The 22,247-nt window shown below is 65.1% G+C and carries 17 protein-coding genes and 1 pseudogene; 3 read left to right on the plus strand and 15 right to left on the minus strand.

The features are described from left to right. Nucleotides 1-43 precede the first annotated feature (43 nt). The 8 genes from AC3WQR_RS12750 to AC3WQR_RS12785 all read right to left on the minus strand — a co-directional run bounded on the left by AC3WQR_RS12750 (nt 44) and on the right by AC3WQR_RS12785 (nt 9,003). Complete coding sequence (locus AC3WQR_RS12750; protein ID WP_492742274.1) at nt 44-1,060, minus strand: TniQ family protein; 1,017 nt, start codon at nt 1,058-1,060, stop codon at nt 44-46. A 12-nt stretch (nt 1,061-1,072) separates the two neighbouring features. Next, complete coding sequence (locus tag AC3WQR_RS12755) at nt 1,073-1,984, minus strand: TniB family NTP-binding protein (RefSeq protein WP_492742275.1); 912 nt, start codon at nt 1,982-1,984, stop codon at nt 1,073-1,075. Between the two features lie 52 nt (nt 1,985-2,036). Continuing rightward, nucleotides 2,037-4,058, minus strand: coding sequence for a TnsB C-terminal domain-containing protein (locus tag AC3WQR_RS12760; RefSeq protein ID WP_492742276.1), 2,022 nt, complete (start codon nt 4,056-4,058; stop codon nt 2,037-2,039). Then, entirely contained in the window at nt 4,055-4,750 is a 696-nt protein-coding gene (locus tag AC3WQR_RS12765; protein WP_492742277.1) for a TnsA endonuclease N-terminal domain-containing protein, read from the minus strand. The genes AC3WQR_RS12760 and AC3WQR_RS12765 overlap by 4 nt, the downstream gene beginning before the upstream one ends. Before the next feature lie 307 nt (nt 4,751-5,057). Further along, nucleotides 5,058-5,780, minus strand: coding sequence for a helix-turn-helix domain-containing protein (locus AC3WQR_RS12770; RefSeq protein ID WP_492742278.1), 723 nt, complete (start codon nt 5,778-5,780; stop codon nt 5,058-5,060). A gap of 140 nt (nt 5,781-5,920) precedes the next feature. Further along, complete coding sequence (gene xseB / locus AC3WQR_RS12775; RefSeq protein ID WP_492742279.1) at nt 5,921-6,253, minus strand: exodeoxyribonuclease VII small subunit; 333 nt, start codon at nt 6,251-6,253, stop codon at nt 5,921-5,923. 2 nt (nt 6,254-6,255) lie between these two features. After that, a complete protein-coding gene (gene xseA / locus AC3WQR_RS12780; protein WP_492742280.1) occupies nt 6,256-7,986 on the minus strand; it encodes an exodeoxyribonuclease VII large subunit in 1,731 nt (576 codons plus the stop codon). Between the two features lie 36 nt (nt 7,987-8,022). After that, nucleotides 8,023-9,003 carry a S1 family peptidase gene (locus AC3WQR_RS12785; RefSeq protein ID WP_492742281.1) on the minus strand — a complete coding sequence of 327 codons (981 nt, stop codon included), beginning with the start codon at nt 9,001-9,003 and terminating at the stop codon, nt 8,023-8,025. A gap of 263 nt (nt 9,004-9,266) precedes the next feature. Between AC3WQR_RS12785 and AC3WQR_RS12790 the strand changes: the two genes are divergently transcribed. Further along, nucleotides 9,267-10,199 carry a hypothetical protein gene (locus AC3WQR_RS12790; RefSeq protein ID WP_492742282.1) on the plus strand — a complete coding sequence of 311 codons (933 nt, stop codon included), beginning with the start codon at nt 9,267-9,269 and terminating at the stop codon, nt 10,197-10,199. A gap of 183 nt (nt 10,200-10,382) precedes the next feature. Here AC3WQR_RS12790 and AC3WQR_RS12795 read toward each other — a convergent pair whose 3' ends face one another. After that, the gene (locus AC3WQR_RS12795) at nt 10,383-11,096 is read right to left on the minus strand and encodes a hypothetical protein (RefSeq protein WP_492742283.1); all 714 of its coding nucleotides are present in this window, start codon (nt 11,094-11,096) and stop codon (nt 10,383-10,385) included. Between AC3WQR_RS12795 and AC3WQR_RS12800 the strand changes: the two are divergent. After that, nucleotides 11,087-11,824 (plus strand): annotated as a pseudogene (locus AC3WQR_RS12800) (ATP-binding protein); the annotation flags it as partial. The gene AC3WQR_RS12795 and the pseudogene AC3WQR_RS12800 overlap by 10 nt on opposite strands. A 12-nt stretch (nt 11,825-11,836) precedes the next feature. Here the strand turns inward: AC3WQR_RS12800 and AC3WQR_RS12805 are convergent. The 6 genes from AC3WQR_RS12805 to tssJ form a co-directional block, all read right to left on the minus strand. Then, a complete protein-coding gene (locus AC3WQR_RS12805; protein WP_492742284.1) occupies nt 11,837-13,810 on the minus strand; it encodes a serine/threonine-protein kinase in 1,974 nt (657 codons plus the stop codon). 36 nt (nt 13,811-13,846) lie between these two features. Further along, a complete protein-coding gene (gene tagF, locus AC3WQR_RS12810) occupies nt 13,847-14,575 on the minus strand; it encodes a type VI secretion system-associated protein TagF (RefSeq protein WP_095743178.1) in 729 nt (242 codons plus the stop codon). Nucleotide 14,576: 1 nt separating this feature from the next. Further along, nucleotides 14,577-18,212 (minus strand): type VI secretion system membrane subunit TssM, encoded by a 3,636-nt coding sequence (gene tssM, locus AC3WQR_RS12815; RefSeq protein ID WP_492742285.1) that lies wholly within the window; start codon nt 18,210-18,212, stop codon nt 14,577-14,579. Further along, nucleotides 18,212-19,594 (minus strand): DotU family type VI secretion system protein, encoded by a 1,383-nt coding sequence (locus AC3WQR_RS12820; RefSeq protein WP_492742286.1) that lies wholly within the window; start codon nt 19,592-19,594, stop codon nt 18,212-18,214. Before AC3WQR_RS12820 ends, tssM begins: the two co-directional genes overlap by 1 nt. An 8-nt stretch (nt 19,595-19,602) precedes the next feature. Continuing rightward, complete coding sequence (gene tssK / locus AC3WQR_RS12825) at nt 19,603-20,898, minus strand: type VI secretion system baseplate subunit TssK (protein WP_235926916.1); 1,296 nt, start codon at nt 20,896-20,898, stop codon at nt 19,603-19,605. 243 nt (nt 20,899-21,141) lie between these two features. Beyond that, nucleotides 21,142-21,657, minus strand: a complete 516-nt coding sequence (gene tssJ / locus AC3WQR_RS12830) for a type VI secretion system lipoprotein TssJ (protein WP_062473939.1) — start codon at nt 21,655-21,657, stop codon at nt 21,142-21,144. A 171-nt stretch (nt 21,658-21,828) separates the two neighbouring features. On the opposite strand from tssJ, the gene AC3WQR_RS12835 reads away from it, so the two are divergent. Next, entirely contained in the window at nt 21,829-22,203 is a 375-nt protein-coding gene (locus tag AC3WQR_RS12835; RefSeq protein WP_223301458.1) for a TssQ family T6SS-associated lipoprotein, read from the plus strand. Nucleotides 22,204-22,247 lie beyond the last annotated feature (44 nt).

Consider the following 22,247-nt stretch of genomic DNA (forward strand, 5'->3'; position numbering starts at 1 on the left):
GATCGCGTGACTAAACGCGATTCACCGACGTCGGGAGCAAGCATCAATTGCCGCGAACCTGAGAGACGAACCATGGCGGCAGTCCACCGATACCGCTGAGAAAGTACGAGCGACGCACATCCGCGATGCGGACACACATCTCGAATCGCTGCGGCCACTCTTGTAGCAGCCAGACAGCCATGCCAAACAGGCGGTGACGCTCGACCACGCCTCGTGTCTCGTAGGATGCTCCACGGTTTCCAAGGACATGGTAGCCCTGGGGCCAGATCTGGTCGGCGACGGCGTCGTAGAGCTGGCCGTCCTTTGTCGAACTGGAGAGGATGCGGATCACTTGGCGCAGCACCAGCAGGATGTCGGCGGATTTCTCGTAGGTCTTGCTTTCGAGCGTGGCCCATCCGAAATCGTTCATGAACTGCAAGGTCCGCACCGCAACGCTCGTTTGCCAGTCGGGCCACTCGAAGCGGTCGACCGGCGCGAAGCCAAGGTCGTACCCACAATGGGTGCAGCTGGCCATGGAAGGAGCCCTCACGGCGTTGCGATCACCGAGCTCGCCGCGAAAGTAGGCATGCGGCTTGCCACATGACGTACAGCGGTCCACCAGCAAGGTGTGGTGGTGCTCGCATTCCGTGTAGAACGCCAGACGCCATGACCTGCGAATGTAGGGCTCTTCGTCCATGCGCAGGCAGATCGGGCAGAACTGAAGGCCGAACTTCAGTCGCTGACGGTGCCAGATCCCAAGTGGGAGGAGCCAGGTGGAGTTCCCGTTGGGATGATGATCGGTGTCGATCTTGTCCGCGAGGTCGGCCAGCGTAGTCTCATAGATCTCTGCCACGGGCCTTCCCGTCAGAAGGGCTAGGCGCTCGATCAGCCAGGGCGGCGCCATGCGATCGACGTCCCGGTTCCAGACGGGCGCCATGTTCCCCCCGATGCGCGCGCACAATGCATGGACCTTGATCCGATTGGCCCGCGCCAATCGTACGATCCACGAACTCAGCAGTTCACCGGGCCTGCTTCGCGGGTGCACCGGCAGGACTTCGCCACTGAGGCCGTACGCGAGCATGATGGGTACGAGTCAATCGCTTTCGGCAGCAATCGACCCAAGCGCCTCCTCCGCACGAGCCAGGGTCTTGATCGTGATGCACTCCGACTTGTCTTCGATCGCCAATTCGGCGGCCATCTTCACGAGGTCCGAGATGCGGCCCGTCACGCCATCGCTTCGTTCATGGATGTCCTGCGCAAGGGAAGCATCGTCGAGATTGGATGCTTTGCGCAAGGGCAGGGTCTGCTCCCACATCGCCAGAGCGTCTTGGTATTCCTCGTTCAGCCCGAAACGATAGAGACGCTTCACCCTCAATCGACTCTTGAGCTGTGTGCTTTTGACGACTGCATTGACCGCTTTCTCGACGCCGGAAGCAATGATGGGTCTGCGGGTCTCGCCCATGATGTACTTGACATGATTGAGTGCTACGTCCTGCTCCGTGGGAGTGCCGACCAGCAGATCCTGGAATTCCTCGATGATCAAGGCCCGCATGCCCACATCCTTCATCAGGTCGATGCAGTCCACGCGCACTGCGTCCGGCTTGGCCGTCGCGGCTGGCCGGCAGTTGAGCGAACCCATGATCTCCCGATAGATGTCCACGCGGGCGCGTCCGGCGACAGTGATGTGCACGACGGGAACGATGGCCGCATCCCCCTCAGTGTTGTCCTGCGCGGGATGCTCCTTCATGAATTGATCGATCAGGAACGACTTGCCGATCAAGGACTCGCCCACGAGCAGCATGCCGCTGGGCCGGATGGCATCTTCTTGCCGATACAGGCGATTCATCGCTTTCAGGATCTCGGTGGATTGGTGGAAAGAAATGAAGCGATCACGCGAGATGAAGGTCAGTCTTTCCTCATCGCTGAGGTCCGCCACCACTGCGTAATCTTCGCCAAGATGCGGGTATTTCAAAGAGCGATTCTGGGAAGCTGTCGCGAGGGTCATGAAGGTGCTCCAGGTGATCGAGAGAATGGGTAGCGGTGAAAACCGAGCCAGGTCAGACCGCCGGCGGCAGCCGGCTGAGAAGCGCCGCTTTCTGTTCCGGCGTCCGAGGCTGAAGACCGCCTGGCGCACGCGGGCTCGCCGACGGCTTCGGTGCAGGCCCCGCACGATGCATCTCGCCGCGCGCGCGCTTTTCCTTTTCCTTGCGCAGATGCCTGGCCCGTTTGGTCTTCTCCGCCGCACTGGCCATTTGCTCCTCGGCACGCTGTGCGCGCTGGCTGCGTTGATCGTCATAGATCGCAGCGGGACGCCCCAGACGCTTGCGCTGGGCCTTGTGCTCCCACAGCGAGAGAGGCGATTGAGTGCGGTCAGCGTTCGGGAGAGTCATGAAACTGCGATCTTGTCCCTGATCGAGCCACACCTTGGACAGAACATCTCTGGGGTCGTAGCGCAGATCGAACTTCCGCCCTGCGGCAGTCGACCTCGCATCGAGCTTGTCGCTGAGCGACGCGAGTTCGTGACTGAAGAACTTCTGGCTGAAAGCACGCATGAACCCCTGCTTGACCACTCGCTGCTCGAGTACAGGCATGAGCGAGATCCGCAGCTCCTCGGGATCCGAAGGGACCTCCGGAAGGCCGCGCGCGGGCATGACGTCACCATCATGGATGCCTGCGTCCCAGCGCTGCAACGGGCAGCGCCGGTTCATACCCACGCCGGAGTGCTCCCTGAGGTGATACTCGTTGACGATGAAGTCAGTAAACAGCGCCTCGAACTCATCGATCGTGAGAATGGCGCGTCCCTCCGAGTCGTATTCGGCCCGGTCCCTGGGGTTTGAGAACTTCGTCCCGTCCAATGTCGTGATCCAGTCCATGAACGTGCTGAAAACGGACTCGACGTGTCCGCCGAACTGAGGCTGCCCGACAGGACGGCGACGGATCTTGAACTTGTAGCGCCTGCGCGCTCGCTGGATCATGTGCCCATTCAGTTCGGCCGCGTTGTCGACAAGGATGACGTCCGGAATGCCCCAGCATGGCCATCTGCCCTTCACGTTCTTCTTCTGCAGATACTTGTCCTTCGGCAGGAATGCATGTGCCAGGGCAAGGCCATAGTTCAGCGTCGACGGCGCATTCAGCGAAATGAAGAATCCCAGGATCATCCGGCTGAAGCAATCAACAACCAGCGTGAGCCAGGCATCCCCGATGGGCAGCCGTTCTTCTGAATCGACCAGACACAGCTGGACGGGTGAATGGTCTACCTGGATCGTGGACAGCGGATAGTCCGTGCACGGCAGGGAGCCGACCTTCAGGCGGTACTCATCTCTCAGCTGCTCGAGACGTCCCTCGGACTGCAACTGATCCCGGCGCGACGTCTTCGCGATCTCGCGATAGATCAACTTCTTGGACATGGGTGAGAAGCCCTTGGCCTTGAGCTGGCCGTCCAGAAGGGTCTTGATGTGCGGCACAGTCTTGCGCAAGGCAATGAACCGGTGCTTTGCCAAGGCGTCCCTGAGCATCTGCATGGCTTCCTCAGGATGTCGCTGATCGCCCGCGTCATTGCGCACAGCCCTCGCCAGTCCGTTGGTGCTGTCGTATCGCCGTACAGCTTCGACGCGCCGGTAGGCTGTCGAGGCACTGACTCCGAGCTCCTCGGCCAGCATGAGCGTGCGAAGCCTGCGCACGCGCCTGTCCGTCTCCTTGAGGATCTCCTTGCACTTGTGGAAGGTTTCGACATCCTGCTCGTGTTCGAACCGCTCATGAGGACTCATCTGCGACTCGTGGGGAAGCTCCCTGAGCCGGCGTCCTTGCATGTGCTTTTGCCATTTGCTGGCGGCCCGCGGAGCACCAGGTTCCGCGACACCGCGTGGATCGGCGGCATCGGCAAGGTCGAGCGGCACGGCGGGATCGGCCTCGAGCAATGGCCCGACTTCCTGCACCGGCAGGAATTTTCGTGAACCACCTCCGAGGGGGACGCACAGCAGCTGATCGCCGTCCCTGGCATCCACGATGCGCCAGTTGCGGCCATTCCACGAAACGCCACGTCCTGGCTCGAGTGACAGCGAATAGGTTCTTGCGGTCACCGCGGCAACCCGATCAGGCTGGAGTTCTGCAACACCTGCGTCAGATCCACCTCCAGACGGCGGGTCGCGATCAACCGGTAGACAAGAGGGAGATAGGCGAGTCGCTCGTCCGGATTCTTGCCAAGACGCGCGACAAGATCGCCCATCGGAATGCGCACGCCTGGCTCGAGCGCAGCAAGGATTGCCTCCGAGCGGCTGTCATCCTGAATTCGCTCCAGATAGGCCGTGAGAAATCTGGCGTTGGTCAGGTAGGGCGTGCAAATCTCCGATTCCCGCTTCACCAGGAAGCGAAGGCCTCTGCTTTTGCACAGCCTGTCCGCAGCCTGCCACTTGAGCTCGTTCTCGCGAGGGTTGTCCTTGTCCTTGCGCGGAAGGCGTGCGACGGGGCGTGGGTCATCCTCGTCGAAGTCAGGCTTGATCTCGATCACCTCCGTTTTGAGGGCCGCCTTGCCGGTGACCTTTTTGTAGCGAACGATGAAATCGGGCGTGTACGTTCGGCGCTTCTTGTTGTCGTCGTACCAGACGATCTCTTCTTGCCATCGGCAGAAGTCCTCGACCCGGAGATCAAACCGCACGAGGTCGAGAAAACATTCTTCGAGATAGCTTTCATACTCGACGTCATACGGGTCGACACCGGTCACATTGACCGGGCTGCCTTGGATTGTTCGGGTGACCATGCGGACAGAATGCATGAACACGCTTCAAACGCGCAAGGTTCAGCGACGCTGTTGAGTGCTTAATACCTCATCAAAATCTCGATGATCAGCAAAAAGAACTAGCTCAACTCTGAGCTCTCGAGAGAGCGGTTGGCAGCGTACCGCGTTCAGGTGAAATGCTCAGTGTCGGCAGCCTTTCACGGTGCAATTCACCTTCTCGTCGGCTCTAAGGAGTCAAGCGCTCCTCAGAGGAAAGCTCCGTCACCACCGTCAAGAAAAACTCGCTCTGCCTTACGACTTCCTGAGATCTCGATGGCTGCTCCATGGGGCGATACCGACGGTCTTAGAAGTTGAACTCGACCACCCGCGCAGTGACGATCTCATCGGGCTCCTTTCCAAGAGGAAAGGCAAAGATGTAGCCGACTCCGCAGCGAATGGGCTTGGCACCCCGGTCGCCTGCAGACTGGATATACACCACACGCTCGGCAAGGCGCAGTGCGAATTTCATCCGCTCGAGTTCATCGAGCCTGGATTGAAATTCGTTGCAAACCTCCAGCTTGTCTACCTCCGTGAAAAGCTCCTTCGCCTCGCGGTAGTCTCGCCAGTAGTCAGTCAGTGCGGCAGACACTTGCGCAGCTTCCTGCGGAAGGTCGGCAGCCGCATCGAACATGTCTGCGCTTACGGACTCCGCAAGTTCTACAAGCCGTCGTCCAGTCGCGGGCTGCACGGAGAGGGTGATGTGTTCCCGCTCAAATTTATCCTTTGCAGCCTGTACTTCCGCAGCGGTGATCGGCTTATGCGGCTTGTTGAAGCAGTCAATGTCATTGGCCTCGAATGCGCGGGCAAGCGCGCGACGCGTATCGACACTGGACGGCTCCCCTCGCTCGACGCGTTGAATCGTGCGAGCTGTAAGACCGGTGATTTCGGCCAGCTGTTCCTGAGACCACTTGCGCCCTTGCCGCATGATCACAACCATAAGGGCCAGCTGGGAGGGGGAAATGACGTGCGGCTCGTTGGCGGCTTCGGCCGTCGGTTGGTCCGGATGCGATTCAGCAGTCGTTTTCATGGAGGTCTGCTCCGGTGGTTTCGATGATCTGAAGTATCCGAAGCAAGTCTCGACGGCAACACGACAGGGACCCGACAGCGCTACGACACAAACCGCCAGGTTTCTAGTTGCAAGCGTGTCGCCAGTCTTCTCTGCTATCGTTAGAACGGTATGTCGTCATCGCCGGAGTCGATGGCTGCGGGAGGAGCCGCTTGCCTCGTACGAGCGCTGGAAGGCGCCCTCGTCGCGGGCGCATCCGCAGCCCTGTCGGGCGCGGCGCTGCCTGGCGTCGTTGTTCCAACACCGGCCCCGTCCAACGCGGCCTTAAGCGCCGCCTCCACCGCATCAATGCGTTCCTTGCACACCTTGTATGCATCGACTGATTCGGTGACGATCGTCAGCAGGTCATCAATGTTGGGTTCGTCCTGTTCACGCAGGGTCTCCGCGTGCTTCTGAAGGATCCCGTAGGCATCTCTGAAGCTTCCTTGGGCCATCGTCATTTCCTTTCTCTGGCAGGGACAGTTCGCACTTCGGTCAACCCGTCCCTGAACTGAATATTGAGCGTCGGTGAAATCTGGGCTTGCTCGCTGGAGGTCACCGGTCTTCCCTCATCGTTGCGAACGATCGCGAAGCCACGTGTCAGCGTTTTGCCGGGACCTTGCCCTGTTACCTCACGCATCAACGCCTGAGTGCTGCCGCGGGCCAGTTGCACAACACCTGCAGCGCGTTCCGCCACCCGCTGCAGGCGGTTATCCAGAGCCTGCCCCACCGTCCGCGTAGCCGCTGCCGTGCGATCGACGACGGTGTTGAAGGCAAGGCCTGTGGCAGACCTCGCCTCGCCAACGTTAGAGAGCGCATCGATACGGATGGCAGTCATCAAGACCGGTACCTCCTGCTTGGCTGTTCCGACCGTCTGCATCGCATCTGCACGCACCTCGTTCAGTAACGCCAGACTTTGGCGGGAGGCATCATGGACGCGTCGCACCGCGCCAACGGCAATCGTGTTCACTATGGCCGTACTTTCCTGCTTCGCGCGAGCCAGATGCTCACGGGCATCGCCCCTGATTTCCGTTTCGCTGCGCTCTATGGCGAGCCGGACGGTGCGAACAGCTTGCATGCCTGTGACAAGAATCTCATCCCAAGCGGTACGAACTTCGCGCACACGGCGAGAGATCTGCTGCTCAATACCTCCGATGACCTTGCTGGGTGTATCGAAGCGGGTGTGGGCCACCTCATCGGGCAATGTGCTGTCGCGCTCATGGCCGATGCCGGTGAGGACCGGAATGTCCTGATCGCAGATGAAGCGGGCGAGCTCGTAGTCATTCAGCCATGCGAGGTCGTTCACTGCGCCGCCACCGCGAATGATGACGATCGCGTCTGGGCCTTCTGCGTCTCCCAGATCACGCAGCGCGGCCGATGCAGCCGCTACCACCTCGCGTGCCGCTCCCTCTCCCTGGAAACGGCTGTGGGCATAGACGAAGCGGCAGATGCCGAACTGTTCCAATCGCTCTGCTTCCTTCCTGAAGTCTCCCAAGCCGGCCGCTTCCTGCGGTGCGACGACGAGGACGACCCGGTAGTCCCAGGGCGACGAGAGCCGACGATTACGGTCAAACACTCCTTCCTGCTGTAGTCGAGTCCGGATCTCTTTCTTGCGAGCCTCGAGGTCACCAAGGGTGTACTCCGAGTCAATGGCATCGATCTCGAGGCTGAAGCCGTACTGTGCCTTGAAGGCGGGCCTCGCTCGCACCAGCAGCTTGATGCCGGCACCGATCACAGCACCCGTGGCCTTCTCAAAGTCGGGAAGGATCCGGGAAGCCGTACCAGCCCAGATCATGGCCCGCGCCCTGGCGATCGGCTGGCCGGCGCTGTCTCGTTCGGAGAGCTCCAGGTAGACGTGGCCATTTCGCACGCTGGCTTCGTTGACCTCTACCAGTGTCCAGACGCCGCTGGCGAAGGCCTGCGCCACTGCAGCAGCGACGCCGTTGAGCAGGCGGGAAAGCGGGATGCCCTTCTTGACGGTGGCCATGCTGGTAGATGCCGCATCTGCGAGCGCGACGTCCGTGGAGTCACCAGTTGGTGCGGTACTCGCAGGCAGCCAAGCACTGAACGCGACCAAGTCCACCCCGGCCTCGACGTACCAGCGCTTCACCGTGCCATCGAAGCGCGCGCCGAGGGCTTTCGCGGCATCTTTGGAGCGGTAGGGGACGTCGAGGTATTGGCGGGACATGGTGCGTTTCAGATGCTGCTTGGGGCAAGGGCCCATCTACTTGCTATCCATTTTTTCCTTCTGCTCTACCTTGTCCCTGGCAGTAGCAAAGTGAACATTCATGGAGGGACGTTCTCTTCTGGCGAGGCACTTTGCCGCATACCAGAGCCAGCGTAGAACTGAGCGCCCGAATCTGTCTGCGTCGAGCATCGGCGGATCGAACAAGACTTTCCGTGCGATGGCCAACTCAATAATAGAGCGTTGCTTTCTCACCGAGTCCTCAATGCCAAGCGACACTGCGCGCGTTCGCAGGTGAAGTACCCCCTGTATGGGTACATGGAACGCAATATCGTTGCCCCCAAAACTGGTGCAATGAACTGCGCAGATTCTGCCTCGGACGTCGAACAACGGCCCTCCACTGTTGCCACCATAGATAGGCACGTTCGTCTGAACGCAGGGGAACGGCAGCATGACTCGGTCCCTCATGACCTCGAAGATTTCAGACACATGGCCAAAGCTCAGTCGAACCGCGAATCTCACTGACGCAGCTGCAGTCAATCCGTCGGTGAATAGCTCTCCGGCAAACCGGGCGGTGGTCACTCCTGACAACGTCTCGTTCTCAAAGGCTTGATCGTCTGCCAACACGGCAAAACTGAATACCGGCTCGCCAATGCTCAATTCATCCAGTGACATTGCGATGGGCAAGGTTGGTCGCTCTGCCGCTGGGGGAGCTGCTACTGTTTCACTCAGGGCTAGGTCAAACCCCGGATGCTTGTCCGATTTGCTGAAGTTGCGAACTGCGATGCTTCGATCCGAAAAAGTCTGAACGGCGAAGATAGGGCCGCGATCCATCCCATCCTGACCAATGTTCTCTTCCACGACATGCCATGCCGTCACCAGGTGACCTACATCAGTCACCCAGAAACCCGTCCCAATCAGACTTGTTTTGCCGCTCTCCAGATCGATTCGGAAGATCGGAGCGATGCCCGTGAGGAGATCCAATTCCTTGCGGGTTCCGGGATATGGCTTGAAGAGCATCCCCCATTCTGATGGACATCTCCATGTGAACGGGTAGGCCGAAGATTATCGAAGACTGCAGTTGCCTTCGAACGCAGAGTCATCCCGGGTACCGCAGCGTCTACCTTCATCGGAATAGATCCACGGAGGGTACACGGACGTCGGATGGCCAGGTCACGTGGGCGAACAGACTGCTCACGACGACTGGAATGCGCGACGCAAGCGTTTCCGGCCCGATGACACAGAGGCGAGAGTAAATTCGACGCACAGTCCCCATCACCCGCATGACAGAATACGAAACCCTCAGCCTCTTCATTTCGATCGTCGGTGCGATCATCGCGCTGCGCGCAATAGTGGTGAGTCGCAAAACAGCGGAGGACCAGCGACGGATCGCGCAGCGTATGCAGCAACTCGAAGAGAGAAACCTGGCCGCGACTCACCACGGAAAATACAGCAAGCTGCTCTATGCAGTTCGTTCCGACGTCAAAGCCTCCAAGGACCGTCTGTCGGAAGCGGCTTGGCAAAGCATGGCCAGGTTGCGCGATCTTTTCGACAACCTGAGCAACGACCAAAGTGTTCGCCCTACTAGGCACATCTTCGATGAGCTCTGTGAGTCCCTCTACCGAGGATTCGCCCCACATCTGGGACGGCAATTCGCCATGAGGCTTTCCTCGCGATTCACAGCCCTGAAGTATGTGGAAGAGGAGCTCGACACTTTGCGCAACCACCGAGTGGAGATCCAGAAGCGTGCCGTCCACGAGGTGCTGGATCTAAAGCGCGTCTACAAGAAGGATCCCGACGCACGCTTGGAACGCCTGGTACTGGGGTCGGCGGGGTTTCAACTGGGCCTGTTGACGCTGTGCGATCGGTTCACCCAAGAAAATCGGGACAAGCTTTTGCAGGCCGCACTCCGTCCAGTCCTGGATTTTGTCGCAGTCCACGACGAAGAGCGCCCCAAGTTGATCGTCGCGCAGCAACAGTTGGAGCAAGGTCTCCGCCAGAACGAGTTGGAGGAGTTCAAGCTTCCGGAGTCGCAGGCGCTGTACGCCGAATACAAGCGCGAGATGGCCGGGATCGAAACGCTGGAAACACTCTCTCTATCGGAGGCCAAGAACCTCGATGGAGTCCGCATCAAGTTCGTCGTTGGCCTGCTGCTGTACTTCGGGTCACTTCTCTACACGATGCACATGTGCAACGACTGGAATATTGACACCTGATCGAGCCTGCTCAGCGTGCCGCTCTTCGAGCGTCGCGCGGACAAAGCCCTCAAGCCGATCCAGAAGCTGACATCGGCGTGTACGGCGCGACTCCGACGACCATGCAATTGAAGTCGAACGCTGCCGCGCCATCCAGGCAAGTTGTCCAACACGCCGCAGGGCCTAAGAAAGTATCGTCAAGCTCTACGCCCCGGCCTTGGGCGCCACTGGCGGGTTCGCCGCAGCAGGGGGGCGTGACTTCAATTGCTTGATTTGTTCATGTCGCACCAACCGCGCCTCACTGCCAGTCCAGAAAGCGCAGTAAGTCGCGCCACACGCGATCTGAAAGGCCGACAAGGGAGGCTCGCCATCGACCACAAGGGTCGAAATCCGCGTCCGCCCATCGCTCCATTTTTTGATGTCGATCTCGGCGTGCTCCTTGCCCGTCTTCGATGAGAAAACCGCCGCCAAAACGAGCGCAAACGTGATCGCCAGTATCCCTACGACATAGCCATAGAGCACCTCGCTCTTGTCCATCAGAACGATCATCGAAGGCGCGGCCTTGTTTGTCCCTCGCTTGGAGTTGATCCATTGGGTGAACTTTGCTTGTCGTTGCTGTACGGCCGGCAGCGACGACAGGACTGCCGCGATCAGGACAGCCGAAACCAGCGCCAGCACGACGAGAACGCTGTAGACCAGTGGCTGGATCCCAAACGATATCAGCGAGGTCAAGCCCAAGAAGAGGATGCGATCCGTCGGTAAGGCGAACAACGAGACCTCAACACCGAAACCGGCCAAGTAGCCTTCCTGGTAGGTCATCCCAATGACATACAAGCCACCCGACAAGACGGGAAGAACAGTCAATAGGGTCTGAATGCTGATCGCCTTGACGGCTGGTTTGCTTTCCGGAGAGCTCATGCGGCTGCGTCGTGGAATTCTCAAATAAAGAGGTAATTTTCTCAAATAGCAGGTTACCAACCAGCGGCTCGCCGCCCCGGCCGGGCGAGATCTCGCGCGCGCACCACGGCGTGCTGTTTCTCGACGAGTTCCCCGAGTTCACGCGCGCCGCGCTCGAAGCCCTGCGCGAGCCGCTGGAGACCGGCACCATCACGATCACCCGCGCCGCCCGGCGCGCGGAGTTTCCGGCGCGCTTCCAGCTCATCGCCGCGATGAACCCCTGCCCCTGCGGCTACCTCGGCTCCACGCTGAAGCCCTGCCGCTGCACGCCCGAGCGCATCGCGCGCTACCAGGGCAAGCTCAGCGGCCCGCTGCTGGACCGCATCGACCTGCACATCGAGGTGGCGGCCGTGTCGGCGCCGCAGCTGCTCGATGCGCCGGCGGGCGAATCGACCGACAGCATCCGCGCGCGCGTGGTGGGCGCACGCGACCGCGCGCTGCAACGCCAGGGCCATGCGAACCAGGCGCTGCAGGGCCGCGCGCTCGACACGCACGCCGTGCTCGACGGCCCCGCGCGTCAGCTGCTGCAGCAGGCGGCCGCGCGGCTGGGCTGGTCGGCGCGCAGCACGCACCGCGCGCTGAAGGTGGCGCGCACCATCGCCGACCTCGCGGGGCAGGACGCCGTGCAGGCCGCGCATGTGGCGGAGGCGGTGCAGTACCGCCGCGCACTGCGCACCGGCGCGCCCTGACCCGCTGCCCTCTTACTTGAACTCGTGGCTCACCACCGGTGCGGACTTGCTGTCCTGCACCGTCACGCGCTGGCGGTAGGCCGTGAGGTCGCCGTTGCGCACCTCGATGGTGTAGATGCCGGGGCGCAGCGGCAGCGACTTGAGCGGTGGGCTCACGCCGCGGTCCGCGCCGTCGACGAAGACCTGGCCCCAGGGCCGGATGTTGAACTGCACGCGGCCCATGCCGGGCGCCGCGGCCGGCGGCGGTGGCGGGGCCGGCGGTGCGCCCGCGATCACGGTCGGCACGGGGTTCGTGCTGCCCGCGGCAGGCGGCGGCGGTGACTGCCGGTTGAGCTGTGCGATGGCGTTGCGCGCCTCGCGCGCATGCAGGCCGCGGCGGTGGCGCCGCAGGTAGGCCTCGTAGCCTTCGCGGGTGTTCTCGGCCTGGGCCAGGTTCCAGTCTTCCACCTCGGCGACCACAGCGGGGTCGGGGGGCGGCGGCGCTTCGGGTTGCGCCGGCGGTGCAGGCGGCGCGGACTGTGCCTCGGGCTCGGCCGGCGGCGCAGCAGGCGGCGTGGGCGCGGCGGCGATGGGCACGTTGTCGAGCGGGCTCAGCGGGGCACTGGCCGATGCGGCAGGCGCGGACGCCGGCGGGGCCTCGGAGGTCGCGCCGGCCGGCGGCATCGCGGCCGGGGGCGCGCCCGGATCGGACATCGGCGTGCCCGGCGGCGGCGCGGCCGCAATCATCGGATCGGACGGTGCCTTGGCCGTCAGCCGCCAGCCGATCCAGCCGCCGACCGCGAACAGCGCCAGCACCAGCGCGCCCACCAGGAACCACGGCGGGCGCTTCGATGGCTTCTTCGGTCGTGCGACAGGCGACGGCGGCGCAGGCGGCGGCGGTGCCTGCACGCGCGCGGTCGCCGCTTCCACAGGCACGGGCTGCACCTCGGGCGCGGGCGGTGGCGCTTCCTCCACCGGCTCCGGTGCAGGCGGCTCCTGCGGCACGGGAACCGCGACGGGCACGGCAGCAGCGGCAGCCACCGCCGCCGGCGGCGCCGCCCGGTCCACCACATAGAGATCGCCCAGCTTCACCAGCCCCAGCTCCGCCGCGAACGCCGCCACCGTCTGCGTACGGTCCTTGCTGTGCACGGCCAGCGTGTGGTCGACCGCGGCGCAGAAGGCCGGGCTCAGGTCGTCGCGGTCCAGCGACGACAGCGGCACGTAGGCGTCCTGCACGCTGCGCACCACGGCCGAGGGCGGCGGGTGGCCGGTCACCGCGCGGTACAGCACGGCGCCCAGCGCATAGAGGTCGGTCCACGCGCCCTGCAGCAGCGTGTTGTCGTCGGCGTACTGCTCGATCGGCGAGTAGCCCGACTTCACCATCACCGCGACCTCGTCGACCAGGTCGGCGATCGACTTGCGCGCGGCGCCGAAGTCCAGCAGCACCGGGCGGTCGTCCTGCTGCTGGATGAAGATGTTGTCGGGCGCGATGTCGCGGTGGAAGCACTGGCTGTGGTGCAGCGTGTCGAGCGCGCCCAAGAGCGGCCCCAGCATGCCCAGCAGCCAGGGCTCGGTCAGCGTGGCCGGTTCGCTCTCGGCCAGCTGGCGCAGCGTGCGGCCCTTGTACAGCTGGATCGCCATGTAGGCGGTGGAGTTGGCCTCCCAGAAGCGATGCACCCGCACCAGCGCCGGGTGGCTGAACTGCGCCAGCGTGCGCGCCTCGTTGATGAAGCTGCGCAGGCCGGCCGCGAAGGTGGCGGTGAGGCGCTCGGAGCGCACGTGCACGCTGTTGTCGCCCACGCGGCGCGCGAGCATCGAGGGCATGTATTCCTTGACCGCCACCTCGCGCTGCAGCGAGTGGTCGTAGGCGCGGTAGACGATGCCGAAGCCGCCCTCGCCGATGACTTCGAGCAGCTCGAACTCGTCGAGCCGGTGGCCCGTGCCGAGGGGATGGGGGCGCTCCTCCTGCGGGTCGGGCGTCGCGCTAGGGCTGGCGGGCGTCGTCATGGGGTGTCTCTTCTTCCTGCGGGTGGGTCGGGCGCGTCATGCCCATGGCACGTGGCCTTGCGAAAACAACTGGGAAAACAGCGGCGTGTTGAGCCCGCCGCCGTGCGCCGCGGTGCGCAGCGGCGAGCCGTCGGCCTGGTTGGTCCACCAGTAGCTGGTGCCGCCGAAGGGGTCGAAGCACAGCGGCAGCTCGGGCCAGCCCAGGCGCTGCTGCGCGCTCGCGCCGCGCGCACCGTTGGCAGCAGGGCCGGCGGCCGCGCCGAGGATCGAGAGGATGTCGTCCGAGCCGCCGCTGGCGGTGCGAAACCCCGTGCGGCCCGCGGCCAGCACCTGGCCGTCGAAGAGGTCGGGCGCCACGCCGTGGCGGATGGCCTGCAGCAGCGCGCTGCCGCACTGCCAGTACCACGCGGCCGAGCCTTCGAGCAGCGCGGGGTGGTAGCGCGCGGCGTCCACCTGCAGCGCCACGCAGGCCGGGTAGTAGCGGCCCACGCGGTCGCAGCTGGGCGCGATGCAGCCCAGTTGCACCGCGTTCACGCCGTGCGTGGCGGGGATGGCGAAGTTCCAGACCGGGGCCACCGCGTAGTGGCGCGTCATGGCGTCGGGCCAGCGCTTGAAGCTGCCCAGGCCGTTCTGCATCCAGCGGTCCCACCAGGCCTGCAGTTCGCGCGGCATGCGGCGGTAGAGAAAGTCGCCGGCCGACGGCAACTTGCCGTACCAGCCGATCTGCTCGTCAAGCGGCGACCAGGCGTGCGGGGGAGGCGTCATCCTAGGATTTCCCGGGGCAGGAGAAGCTGTTCATCTGCGACAGCCGCAGCGGGTTGTAGACGCTGTTGGCCGTCACCGCGAGCACCACCTTCTTGCCTTGCAGGTCGAAGGTCGCGTTGAACGACTCGGGCGTGCGCCCCGACGAGATCGAGGCCTTGTCGAACAGCCGGTGCAGCGCCCACGGCCCCTCGGTCACGATGCCGCCGGCCGGCGTGCCGTTGGCCACCGTGACCTGCAGCCGCACCTGGTTGCTGTTGCGCGGGCCGGGCCACTTGATGCTGCTGGGCGCCTGCGGGCCGTGGGCGTAGCGCACCGTCTGGCCGTCGATGTCCAGCGTGAACTGCGTGAGCGTGGCGTCCATGTCCTCGGGCCGGATGTCGAGCGTGAACGAGGGCGTGCGCCCGCCCGCCATGCCCGTGAAGAACACGTCGCGGATCGCCTGCGCCTTCTGGAACGCATCGAGGTACGCCGAGCGCCCCGACGCGCTGCCGTCCACGCCGCGCCTGAAGGTCCACGGGTTGACCGAGGTGTCGACCTGCGAGGCGAGGTTCTTTTGAAAGAAGTCGTCCATCATCCCGCCGGGCGCGAACAGCTGCGCGAAGTCGCCGGCCGCCACGTCGCGGTTGGAGCCGCGTGCAAAGGGGTAGCGCCCCGCGATCGCCTGGCTGCAGAACTGCCCGATGGTGGCGGCCGCGTTCTGCCCGATGTTCTGCCGCGTCACCGCCGCGGCCTTCGACGACGCGGTGGCCGACAGGTCGTTCAGCATGCCCTGGAACGGCACCGGCAAACGCCCCGCTTCGGCCTGCAGCTTGGTCACGGCGTCGCCGGGCGGCGGGATGTTGCCGCTGCGCAGTGCGGTGTCGGTGGCGGTGAGGAAGGTGTACAGCTCGTTGATGAGCGCGGCCGTCTGGTCCAGCGGCGTCTGGCCGCCGGCCTTGGGCGCGGTCACCATGCGCCGCAGCGGCGCGAAGTGGTTGTCGACCAGCGACTCGGGCCGGTCGGGCGCGGTGTTGCGGCGCTGGCTGCCGTCGGGCTGACCGATGAGCTGCTCGATGCGCTCGCGCGTGCTGGTCACGCGGTTCTGCGCCTGGTCGAGCAGGCTGCGCGTGGCCTCGTCGTGGTTGCGCAGCAGGTCGGTCTCGCGCGCCGCGCCGCGGATGAGGCGCGACATCGGCGACTCGCCGGTCGACAGCACGCGCGTCATCTGGATGCTCTGCAGCAGCGACTTGCTCTCGGCCAGCCGGATGTCGGCCAGGTACTCGTCCCAGGTGCGGATGTAGTCGCTGAGGTACAGGCGCCGCACCTCGCGCAGCAGCAGCTCGCGCGAGGTGATGTCGGCGATGCCCGGCGCGCGGATCTGCAGCACCCAGCGGTCTTCCTGCTCCAGCGCCAGCGTGGTCTCGGCCATGCGCTTGTCGAAGATGTCCCAGTAGCCGCGGTAGGTGAACAGCGTGGGAATGCCGTCGGTCAGCGGCTTGCCGCTGGCGCGCCGGACCACCAGCGCCGACTCCGCGCCGCCCGCCTCGGCGATGGTGAAGGCATTGGGCGCGCTGGTCTGCAGCAGGATGCGGCGCAGCCGCGCGTACGAGCGCTGCGCCAGCGGCACGCCGGCCAGGCGCTCCCGCGTCTGCGCGATGAGCTTGTCGTCCTTGGTGAAGGGCGAGCTCACGACGCGGTCGGCGAACAGCGTCTTCAAGTGCGCTTCGAGGTTCGTGCGCTGCTCGCGCGTGAGCGAGGCGCCGATCTTGCGGTCGACGTCGGTCAGCAGCCAGGCCTGCAGAAAGTCGGCGTCGTAGCGCTCGGGGTCGTACAGCATGAGGTAGGCCTTGAGCGCCTCGTAGCTGTATTCGGCGTCGAGCTTCGCGGCCTCGCGCAGCGACTGCTCGACGCGTTGCGCGGCCTGCGGCAGCAGCACGGTTTCGAGCGCGCGCTGGTACACGCCGTCGGTCGCGGCCTGCAGCTTCTCGCCCTGGTAGAGCCCGAAGCGGTAGCCCACGGGCGGATCGCCGATGTCGAACTCGGCGGACTTCGGCAGGTCGCGCAGGCGGTCGAGGATGAGCAGCGAGCTCGCGATGTCGCCGCTCGAATCGACCACCGTCGGCAGCTCGCCGCGCGCGGCGGCCTTGTTGAAGGCCTTGGCGTTGCCGTCGACCTCGGCCACGTAGGCCTTGTTGTGGCGCCAGCTGTTGGCCCACGCGCCCAGCAGCACCACCGCGAGCACGCCGACCAGCGCGTAGCCCGCCAGGTCGATGGCACGGCGCCGGCGGTACCAGCGCAGGTTGGTACCGGCCACGCCCGCGTCGCGGAAGATCACCTGCTGCAGCAGCTCTTTCAGGAAGTAGCTCTTGCCCGGGCCCGGCGGCGGCGCGGGCGGCGCGTTCACCTGCAGGTAGCGCTTGATGGCGCCCATCACGCGGTCGAAGGCCGTGCCCTCCTGCGTGCCGCTGGTGAAGTACACGCCGCGCAGCAGCGGCGCCACCTCGAACTTCGACGGGTTGAACACGTCGGCCAGGAAGGTGCCCAGGATGTCCTCGAAGCTCGCGAACTGCTGCGGCAGCAGGTAGGCCTGCGCGCGCCGCATCGGGTCGGGCTCGGTCGCCATCAGCTCGGGCAGGCGCTCGTCCAGGCGCTGGTGCAGCAGCTTGTATTCCTGGTGGAAGCGCTCGCGCAGGTCGGCCTTGGCCGGGTCGGCGGGGTTGCCCTCGATGGGGAAGGTGAAGCCCCACACCTGCTGGCGCTCGGCGCGGCCCAGCGAGCCGAAGTACTCGTTGAAGCCGGCCAGCAGGTCGGTCTTGGTGACCAGCACGTACACCGGGAAGTTGATGCCCAGGTCGTTGCGCAGCTCGAGCAGCCGCTTGCGCAGCGCCATCGCATGGCGCGCGCGCTGCGCGTCGTCGGCCAGCGGCAGGTCGGCGATGCTGATGGTGAGGATCGCGCCGTTGATCGGCTGGCGCGGCCGGAACTTCTTGAGCAGCTCGATGAAGCCCTTCCACTCGCCCTCGTCGGTCTCGCGGTGGCTCTCGTGCGTGGTGTAGCGCCCGGCCGTGTCGATGAGCACCGCCTCGTTGGTGAACCACCAGTCGCAGTTGCGCGTGCCGCCGATGCCGCGCACCGCGGCCTTGCCGAGCTGGTCGGCGAGCGGAAAGTCGAGGTCGGAGTTGACCAGCGCCGTGGTCTTGCCCGAGCCCGGCGCGCCGATGAAGATGTACCAGGGCAGCTGGTAGAGGTACTGCCGGTCGAACAGCGCGAAGCGCCCGGCCGCCTTGCCGCCCGGGCCCGGGCCGAAGCGCATGTTCTTCAGCACCGCGGTGGCGTCGGCGAAGCCGCTGTGCAGCTCCTTGATCTCGGGCGCTTCTTCGGGCTTGGCCTCCTTCGCCTTGGGCGACGGCGTGCGCAGCTGGTGCAGCAGCTGCGCGTTCAGACGACGCTCGCGCCACTTGCGGTAGGCCACGCGCACCAGCCACACACCGAACATCAGCGCGATGACCACGATGCGCACGAACTCGCCTTCGAGCGGCCGGTAGCGGCCCACGGCGATCACCGGGCCGATGACCCAGATCAGGAACGCGAGCGCGACCAGCCCGAAGAAGACCCAGAGGTCGCGGCTGACGAGAAAACGGAAGAGCGCGCGCAGCATCAGCGGGTTCCTCCTTGTGGTTGTTGCTGCCGGGGTTGCGGCGCAGACCCCGGCACGGGCACGCCCGCCACCGGCGCCACCAGCAGCGTCACCTCGACGCGCCGGTTGCGCGCACGGTTGGCCGCCGAGTCGTTGGGCACCAGCGGATCGGCATCGCCGCGGCCTTCGGCGCGCAGGCGCTCGGGCCGGCTCAGGCGCGTGGCGATCATGGCCTTCACTGCATCGGCGCGCGCCTGCGAGAGCTGCCAGTTGGACGGGAAGCGCACGCTGCGGATCGGCTGGTCGTCGCTGAAGCCGCTGACCAGCACGTTGCCGTCCACCGCGTTGAGCGCGTCGGCCACGCGCGCGAGCACCGGCGCGTAGCGGTCGAGCACGCGGTCGGAGCCCGAGGCGAACAGGCCGTCGCCGCGCAGCACCACCACGCTGCGGTCGGCCTCGTCGCGCACCGTGAGCAGGCCGTCGCGGATCTCGGGTTCGAGAAAGCGCTGCAGACGCGGCTGCGCCGCGGGCACCGCCACCGCGCGCTGCGTCTGCGGCAGGCGCACCGCGTTCACGGCCGAGAAGGCGCCGTCGGAATGGCCTGCGAGGTTGAAGGTGAGCACCGCGAACACCAGCACCAGCAGCACCGCCGCCACCGCGCCCACGGCCCACACCGGCAGCCAGTGGCGCGTGCGGCGCACGGGCGCGCTCGCGTCCTGCCAGTGCGGCGACAGCGGCGCCGCGATTTCGCCGCGCGCCTGCCGGATGATCTGCAGCAGCCGCTGCTTGAGCGTCTCGAGTTGCGAGCGGCCGTTGTCGATGACGCGAAAGCGCCCCTCGAAGCCCATCGCCAGGCAGAAGTAGATGAGCTCGATGAGGTGCAGGTGCTGCTGCGGGTTCTGCACCAGGCGCGACAGCAGCTGGAAGAACTTCTCGCCGCCCCAGGTCTCGTTGTGGAACATCACGAGCAGGCTCTGCGACGACCAGATGCTGCCGCCCCACGGCGTGAGCGCCGCGGCCTCGTCGACCGCGGTGCACAGGCAGTAGCGCGCGCCGATGATCACTTCGGGCGCGATGCCGGCCTGCTGCGCGCGCGTCTCGAAACGCCGCACCTCGTCGACCAGGTGTTCGCGCAGTTGCGCGGGCGACGGGTGGTGGCCGGTGGCGCGGATCTGCGGGATCAGGTCGAGCAGCGGATTGGCCGCCGCCACCAATGGGTTGTTGCCCGCCAGCGCCGTGTCGCCCGCATGCGGGCGCCGCGCGTCATGCCACGCGGTGAAGGCATCGGGCTGGGGTTGCTGCTGAGGTTGCGGCCCCGGGCCGCTGTGCGTGGTCGCGCCGCCGCCCGGATTGGGCGGCACGAAGCCACCCGGGCCGACGGCCATGTCATTGGCACCGTTCATAGGGTCCCTCACGGACGGATGGCCCAGAACTCCATGGCGAGCCCCGGAAAGTCGCCGGCCAAGTGCATGGCGACGCCGCCCGATTTCTCGAGCTGGCGCCACATGTCGCCGCCCTTGTCGAGTTCGAAGTAGTGGTAGCCCGCGTGGTACGGGATCTGGCGCGGCGCCACCGGCAGCGAGCGCACGACCACGCCGGGCAGCTGCAGCTGCACGAGGTCGCGGATGCGCTCGACCGAGCCGATCTTGACCTGCGTCGGAAAGCGCTGCTGCACGGCATCGGCCGGCAGGTCGGCATGCACCGCGAGCACGAAGGCCGCGTTGCGCACCAGCACCGGGTCGGGCATGCGGCCCACGCGCACGCCGTGGCTGCGCTCTTCGAGTTCGATGGCGATGGCGCTCTGCTCGAGCACCGCCGACAGCGAACGCCGCAGCTCTTCCATCAACGGGCGGATGCTCTCGTTGAGGTTGTCGTGGTCGTACACCGGCCACACCACCGGACGGCGCGTGGGCGAGGTGTGCGTGGCCAGGTCGCAGGCCAGCTTGAGCCAGTCGACGAACAGCGTCTCGGGATGCACCTGCACCGCCTGCTGCGCATGCCAGGTGAGCGCGAGGTAGCGGTTGACCAGCTCCAGCAGCAGGAAGTCGGAGACCTCGCTCACGCCGCCTCGCCCCGGCTGCGACAGCCGCGAGGCCAGTGCCTCGGAGCGCTGCGTGAGCAGGCCGTGCAGCTCGGCCGTCATGCTGCGCAGCATCGGGTGCGCCGAGGCGTCGAGCACCGGCGGGATGTAGTTGGCATCGACCACCAGCTTGTGGTCGGTGCGCCGCTCGATCACGCGCACCGCGCCGATGGCCTGCCATTCGGCCGTGAGCGACGACGCGCGCGCCAGCCGCAGGCGCGGCTTCGCCAGCTGCAGCACCGCGGGGCCGAGCGCCACCGCGTTGCCGTCGGCCACTTCGCGCTCGACCACGCCGAAGCGCGCGGCCGAGCCTTCGTCTTCCGAGAAGATCACCTCTTCGCTGCCGGGCCTGCGCAGCGGCAATGCGAGCACGATGAGTTCGTCGGTGAGGTCGGTGGGCACGTCGAAGGGCATCGGTGCGTCTTCGAGGCCGAACGAGAACGGCGTGCCGTCGGGCAGCACGCCCGCGCCGCCGAGCAGCGACACGCGCCCGAGCGCGAAGGCATCGCGGTCGATGTCCAGGTGCAGCCATCCCCAGTAGGCACCCTGCATGCCCGCGGTGCGGCGAGTGACGTACTGCTCGACATAGCGCTCCATCTGCTGGAAGTGCTGGGGCCGCAGGTACATGCCTTCGGACCACACCACGCGATTCGCCAATGCCTGAGATTGGGCGCCCTGACCGGCTGCGCCCGCGTTGCGAACTGTCACCAAAGAACCTCCTGGAGTGCTCACACGGAGGCGGGAAATGCGCTGTACAGCGGCTCCCCGCTCGATCTTCTTTCGCGTCTGATGCTACACGGCGCCTCTTGCGTTTTGCATGCCTTTTCAGAGGCGAATGCGCCGCACTTTCGTATTAGCGCGCGCTGAAACTTAACGACTTGGTAGCAGTTCGAGGCCGCTCTTGCGCACCGCGATGCGCACGCTCTGCTCGCTCGGCGAAAACTGCCACACCTTGTAAAGATTCGTTTGTTTCGGCTCCTTCAACGGCAACACGATGCGCCACCGCGCCGCTTCCAGCTTGCGATAGCCGGCGATGACGCCGATGGCGCGCGAGTCGAGGCCGGCCTCGCGCTTGAACACGCGTTCCTCGCCGCTGCGCAAGATGGCCTGGTCCGCGTTCACGAGCTCGGTCATGAGCGTCTCGCGGTCGCGGTCCTGCAGCGCGAAGTAGTCTGCCGTTTCAAAGTTGCCGGAAGATTTCAGTTCGAAGACCTTCACGAGAATCGGTGCGGCCTGGCCGCGACCATCGGGATTCACGCCGTCGTCGATGCGCACGGTGATGGCATACGGCGTGGGCATCGACTTCGCGGTCGATGCGCAACCAGCGAGGCCTGCGAGCAACGGCGATGTGGCCAATGCGCCTTGAATCAAGGTCCGTCGATGCATGAGATCTCCCTGAAAGCTTCGCGATCTATATTATCGAAACCATGCACGCGCACGGTGTGCATTGCGTGCTGTTGCATCGTGATGCAACAGCACGCCCTCTCTCACGCATTGCCTCTCGCGAAGTAGGAGAAAAGATTGAAGTCTTGCCTGCCTGTTCTGTCTTTTGCCTTCATGCTTGCGCTGTTGAGCGGCTGCCAGAGCACCCCGGATGCCTCACAGCAGCCCGAACGCCTGAGCCAGCAAGTGGCACGCACCACGCTCGAACGCGCGCAGCAGGCCTACGATGCGGGCGACTACGCCAAGGCCATCTCCACCTTGAAGAGCGGTGGCGTGTCGGTGTTCGACGGGGCCGAGCCCGCGACGCGGCTGGCCGCGCTGAAGCTCGAAGCCTTCAGCTACTGCGTGAACAACCAGATCGCGGAATGCCGCACGCAATTCCGCAAGCTCCTCGATGTGTTCCCGAGCTTCGACCTGAATGTCGCGGAACGCACCCACCCCGTGTGGGGCCCCGCGTTCGAGGCCGCGAAGAAGATGAAGCGCGGATGACACGCGGCCGGCCACGGCCGCGCAGTGCTCATGCCGCGACGAAC

This window comes from Variovorax sp. FW305-3-2-15-B-LB1 (assembly GCF_058787635.1).

Excerpts from the sequence above, each read along its gene's own strand:
- AC3WQR_RS12750 (WP_492742274.1), bottom strand. The coding sequence starts at position 1,060 with ATGCTCGCGTACGGCCTCAGTGGCGAAGTCCTGCCGGTGCACCCGCGA.
- AC3WQR_RS12755 (WP_492742275.1), bottom strand. The coding sequence starts at position 1,984 with ATGACCCTCGCGACAGCTTCCCAGAATCGCTCTTTGAAATACCCGCAT.
- AC3WQR_RS12765 (WP_492742277.1), bottom strand. The coding sequence starts at position 4,750 with ATGCATTCTGTCCGCATGGTCACCCGAACAATCCAAGGCAGCCCGGTC.
- AC3WQR_RS12770 (WP_492742278.1), bottom strand. The coding sequence starts at position 5,780 with ATGAAAACGACTGCTGAATCGCATCCGGACCAACCGACGGCCGAAGCC.
- xseB (WP_492742279.1), bottom strand. The coding sequence starts at position 6,253 with ATGGCCCAAGGAAGCTTCAGAGATGCCTACGGGATCCTTCAGAAGCAC.
- xseA (WP_492742280.1), bottom strand. The coding sequence starts at position 7,986 with ATGTCCCGCCAATACCTCGACGTCCCCTACCGCTCCAAAGATGCCGCG.
- AC3WQR_RS12785 (WP_492742281.1), bottom strand. The coding sequence starts at position 9,003 with ATGCTCTTCAAGCCATATCCCGGAACCCGCAAGGAATTGGATCTCCTC.
- AC3WQR_RS12790 (WP_492742282.1), top strand. The coding sequence starts at position 9,267 with ATGACAGAATACGAAACCCTCAGCCTCTTCATTTCGATCGTCGGTGCG.
- AC3WQR_RS12795 (WP_492742283.1), bottom strand. The coding sequence starts at position 11,096 with ATGAGCTCTCCGGAAAGCAAACCAGCCGTCAAGGCGATCAGCATTCAG.
- AC3WQR_RS12805 (WP_492742284.1), bottom strand. The coding sequence starts at position 13,810 with ATGACGACGCCCGCCAGCCCTAGCGCGACGCCCGACCCGCAGGAGGAG.
- tagF (WP_095743178.1), bottom strand. The coding sequence starts at position 14,575 with ATGACGCCTCCCCCGCACGCCTGGTCGCCGCTTGACGAGCAGATCGGC.
- tssM (WP_492742285.1), bottom strand. The coding sequence starts at position 18,212 with ATGCTGCGCGCGCTCTTCCGTTTTCTCGTCAGCCGCGACCTCTGGGTC.
- AC3WQR_RS12820 (WP_492742286.1), bottom strand. The coding sequence starts at position 19,594 with ATGAACGGTGCCAATGACATGGCCGTCGGCCCGGGTGGCTTCGTGCCG.
- tssK (WP_235926916.1), bottom strand. The coding sequence starts at position 20,898 with ATGTACCTGCGGCCCCAGCACTTCCAGCAGATGGAGCGCTATGTCGAG.
- tssJ (WP_062473939.1), bottom strand. The coding sequence starts at position 21,657 with ATGCATCGACGGACCTTGATTCAAGGCGCATTGGCCACATCGCCGTTG.
- AC3WQR_RS12835 (WP_223301458.1), top strand. The coding sequence starts at position 21,829 with ATGCTTGCGCTGTTGAGCGGCTGCCAGAGCACCCCGGATGCCTCACAG.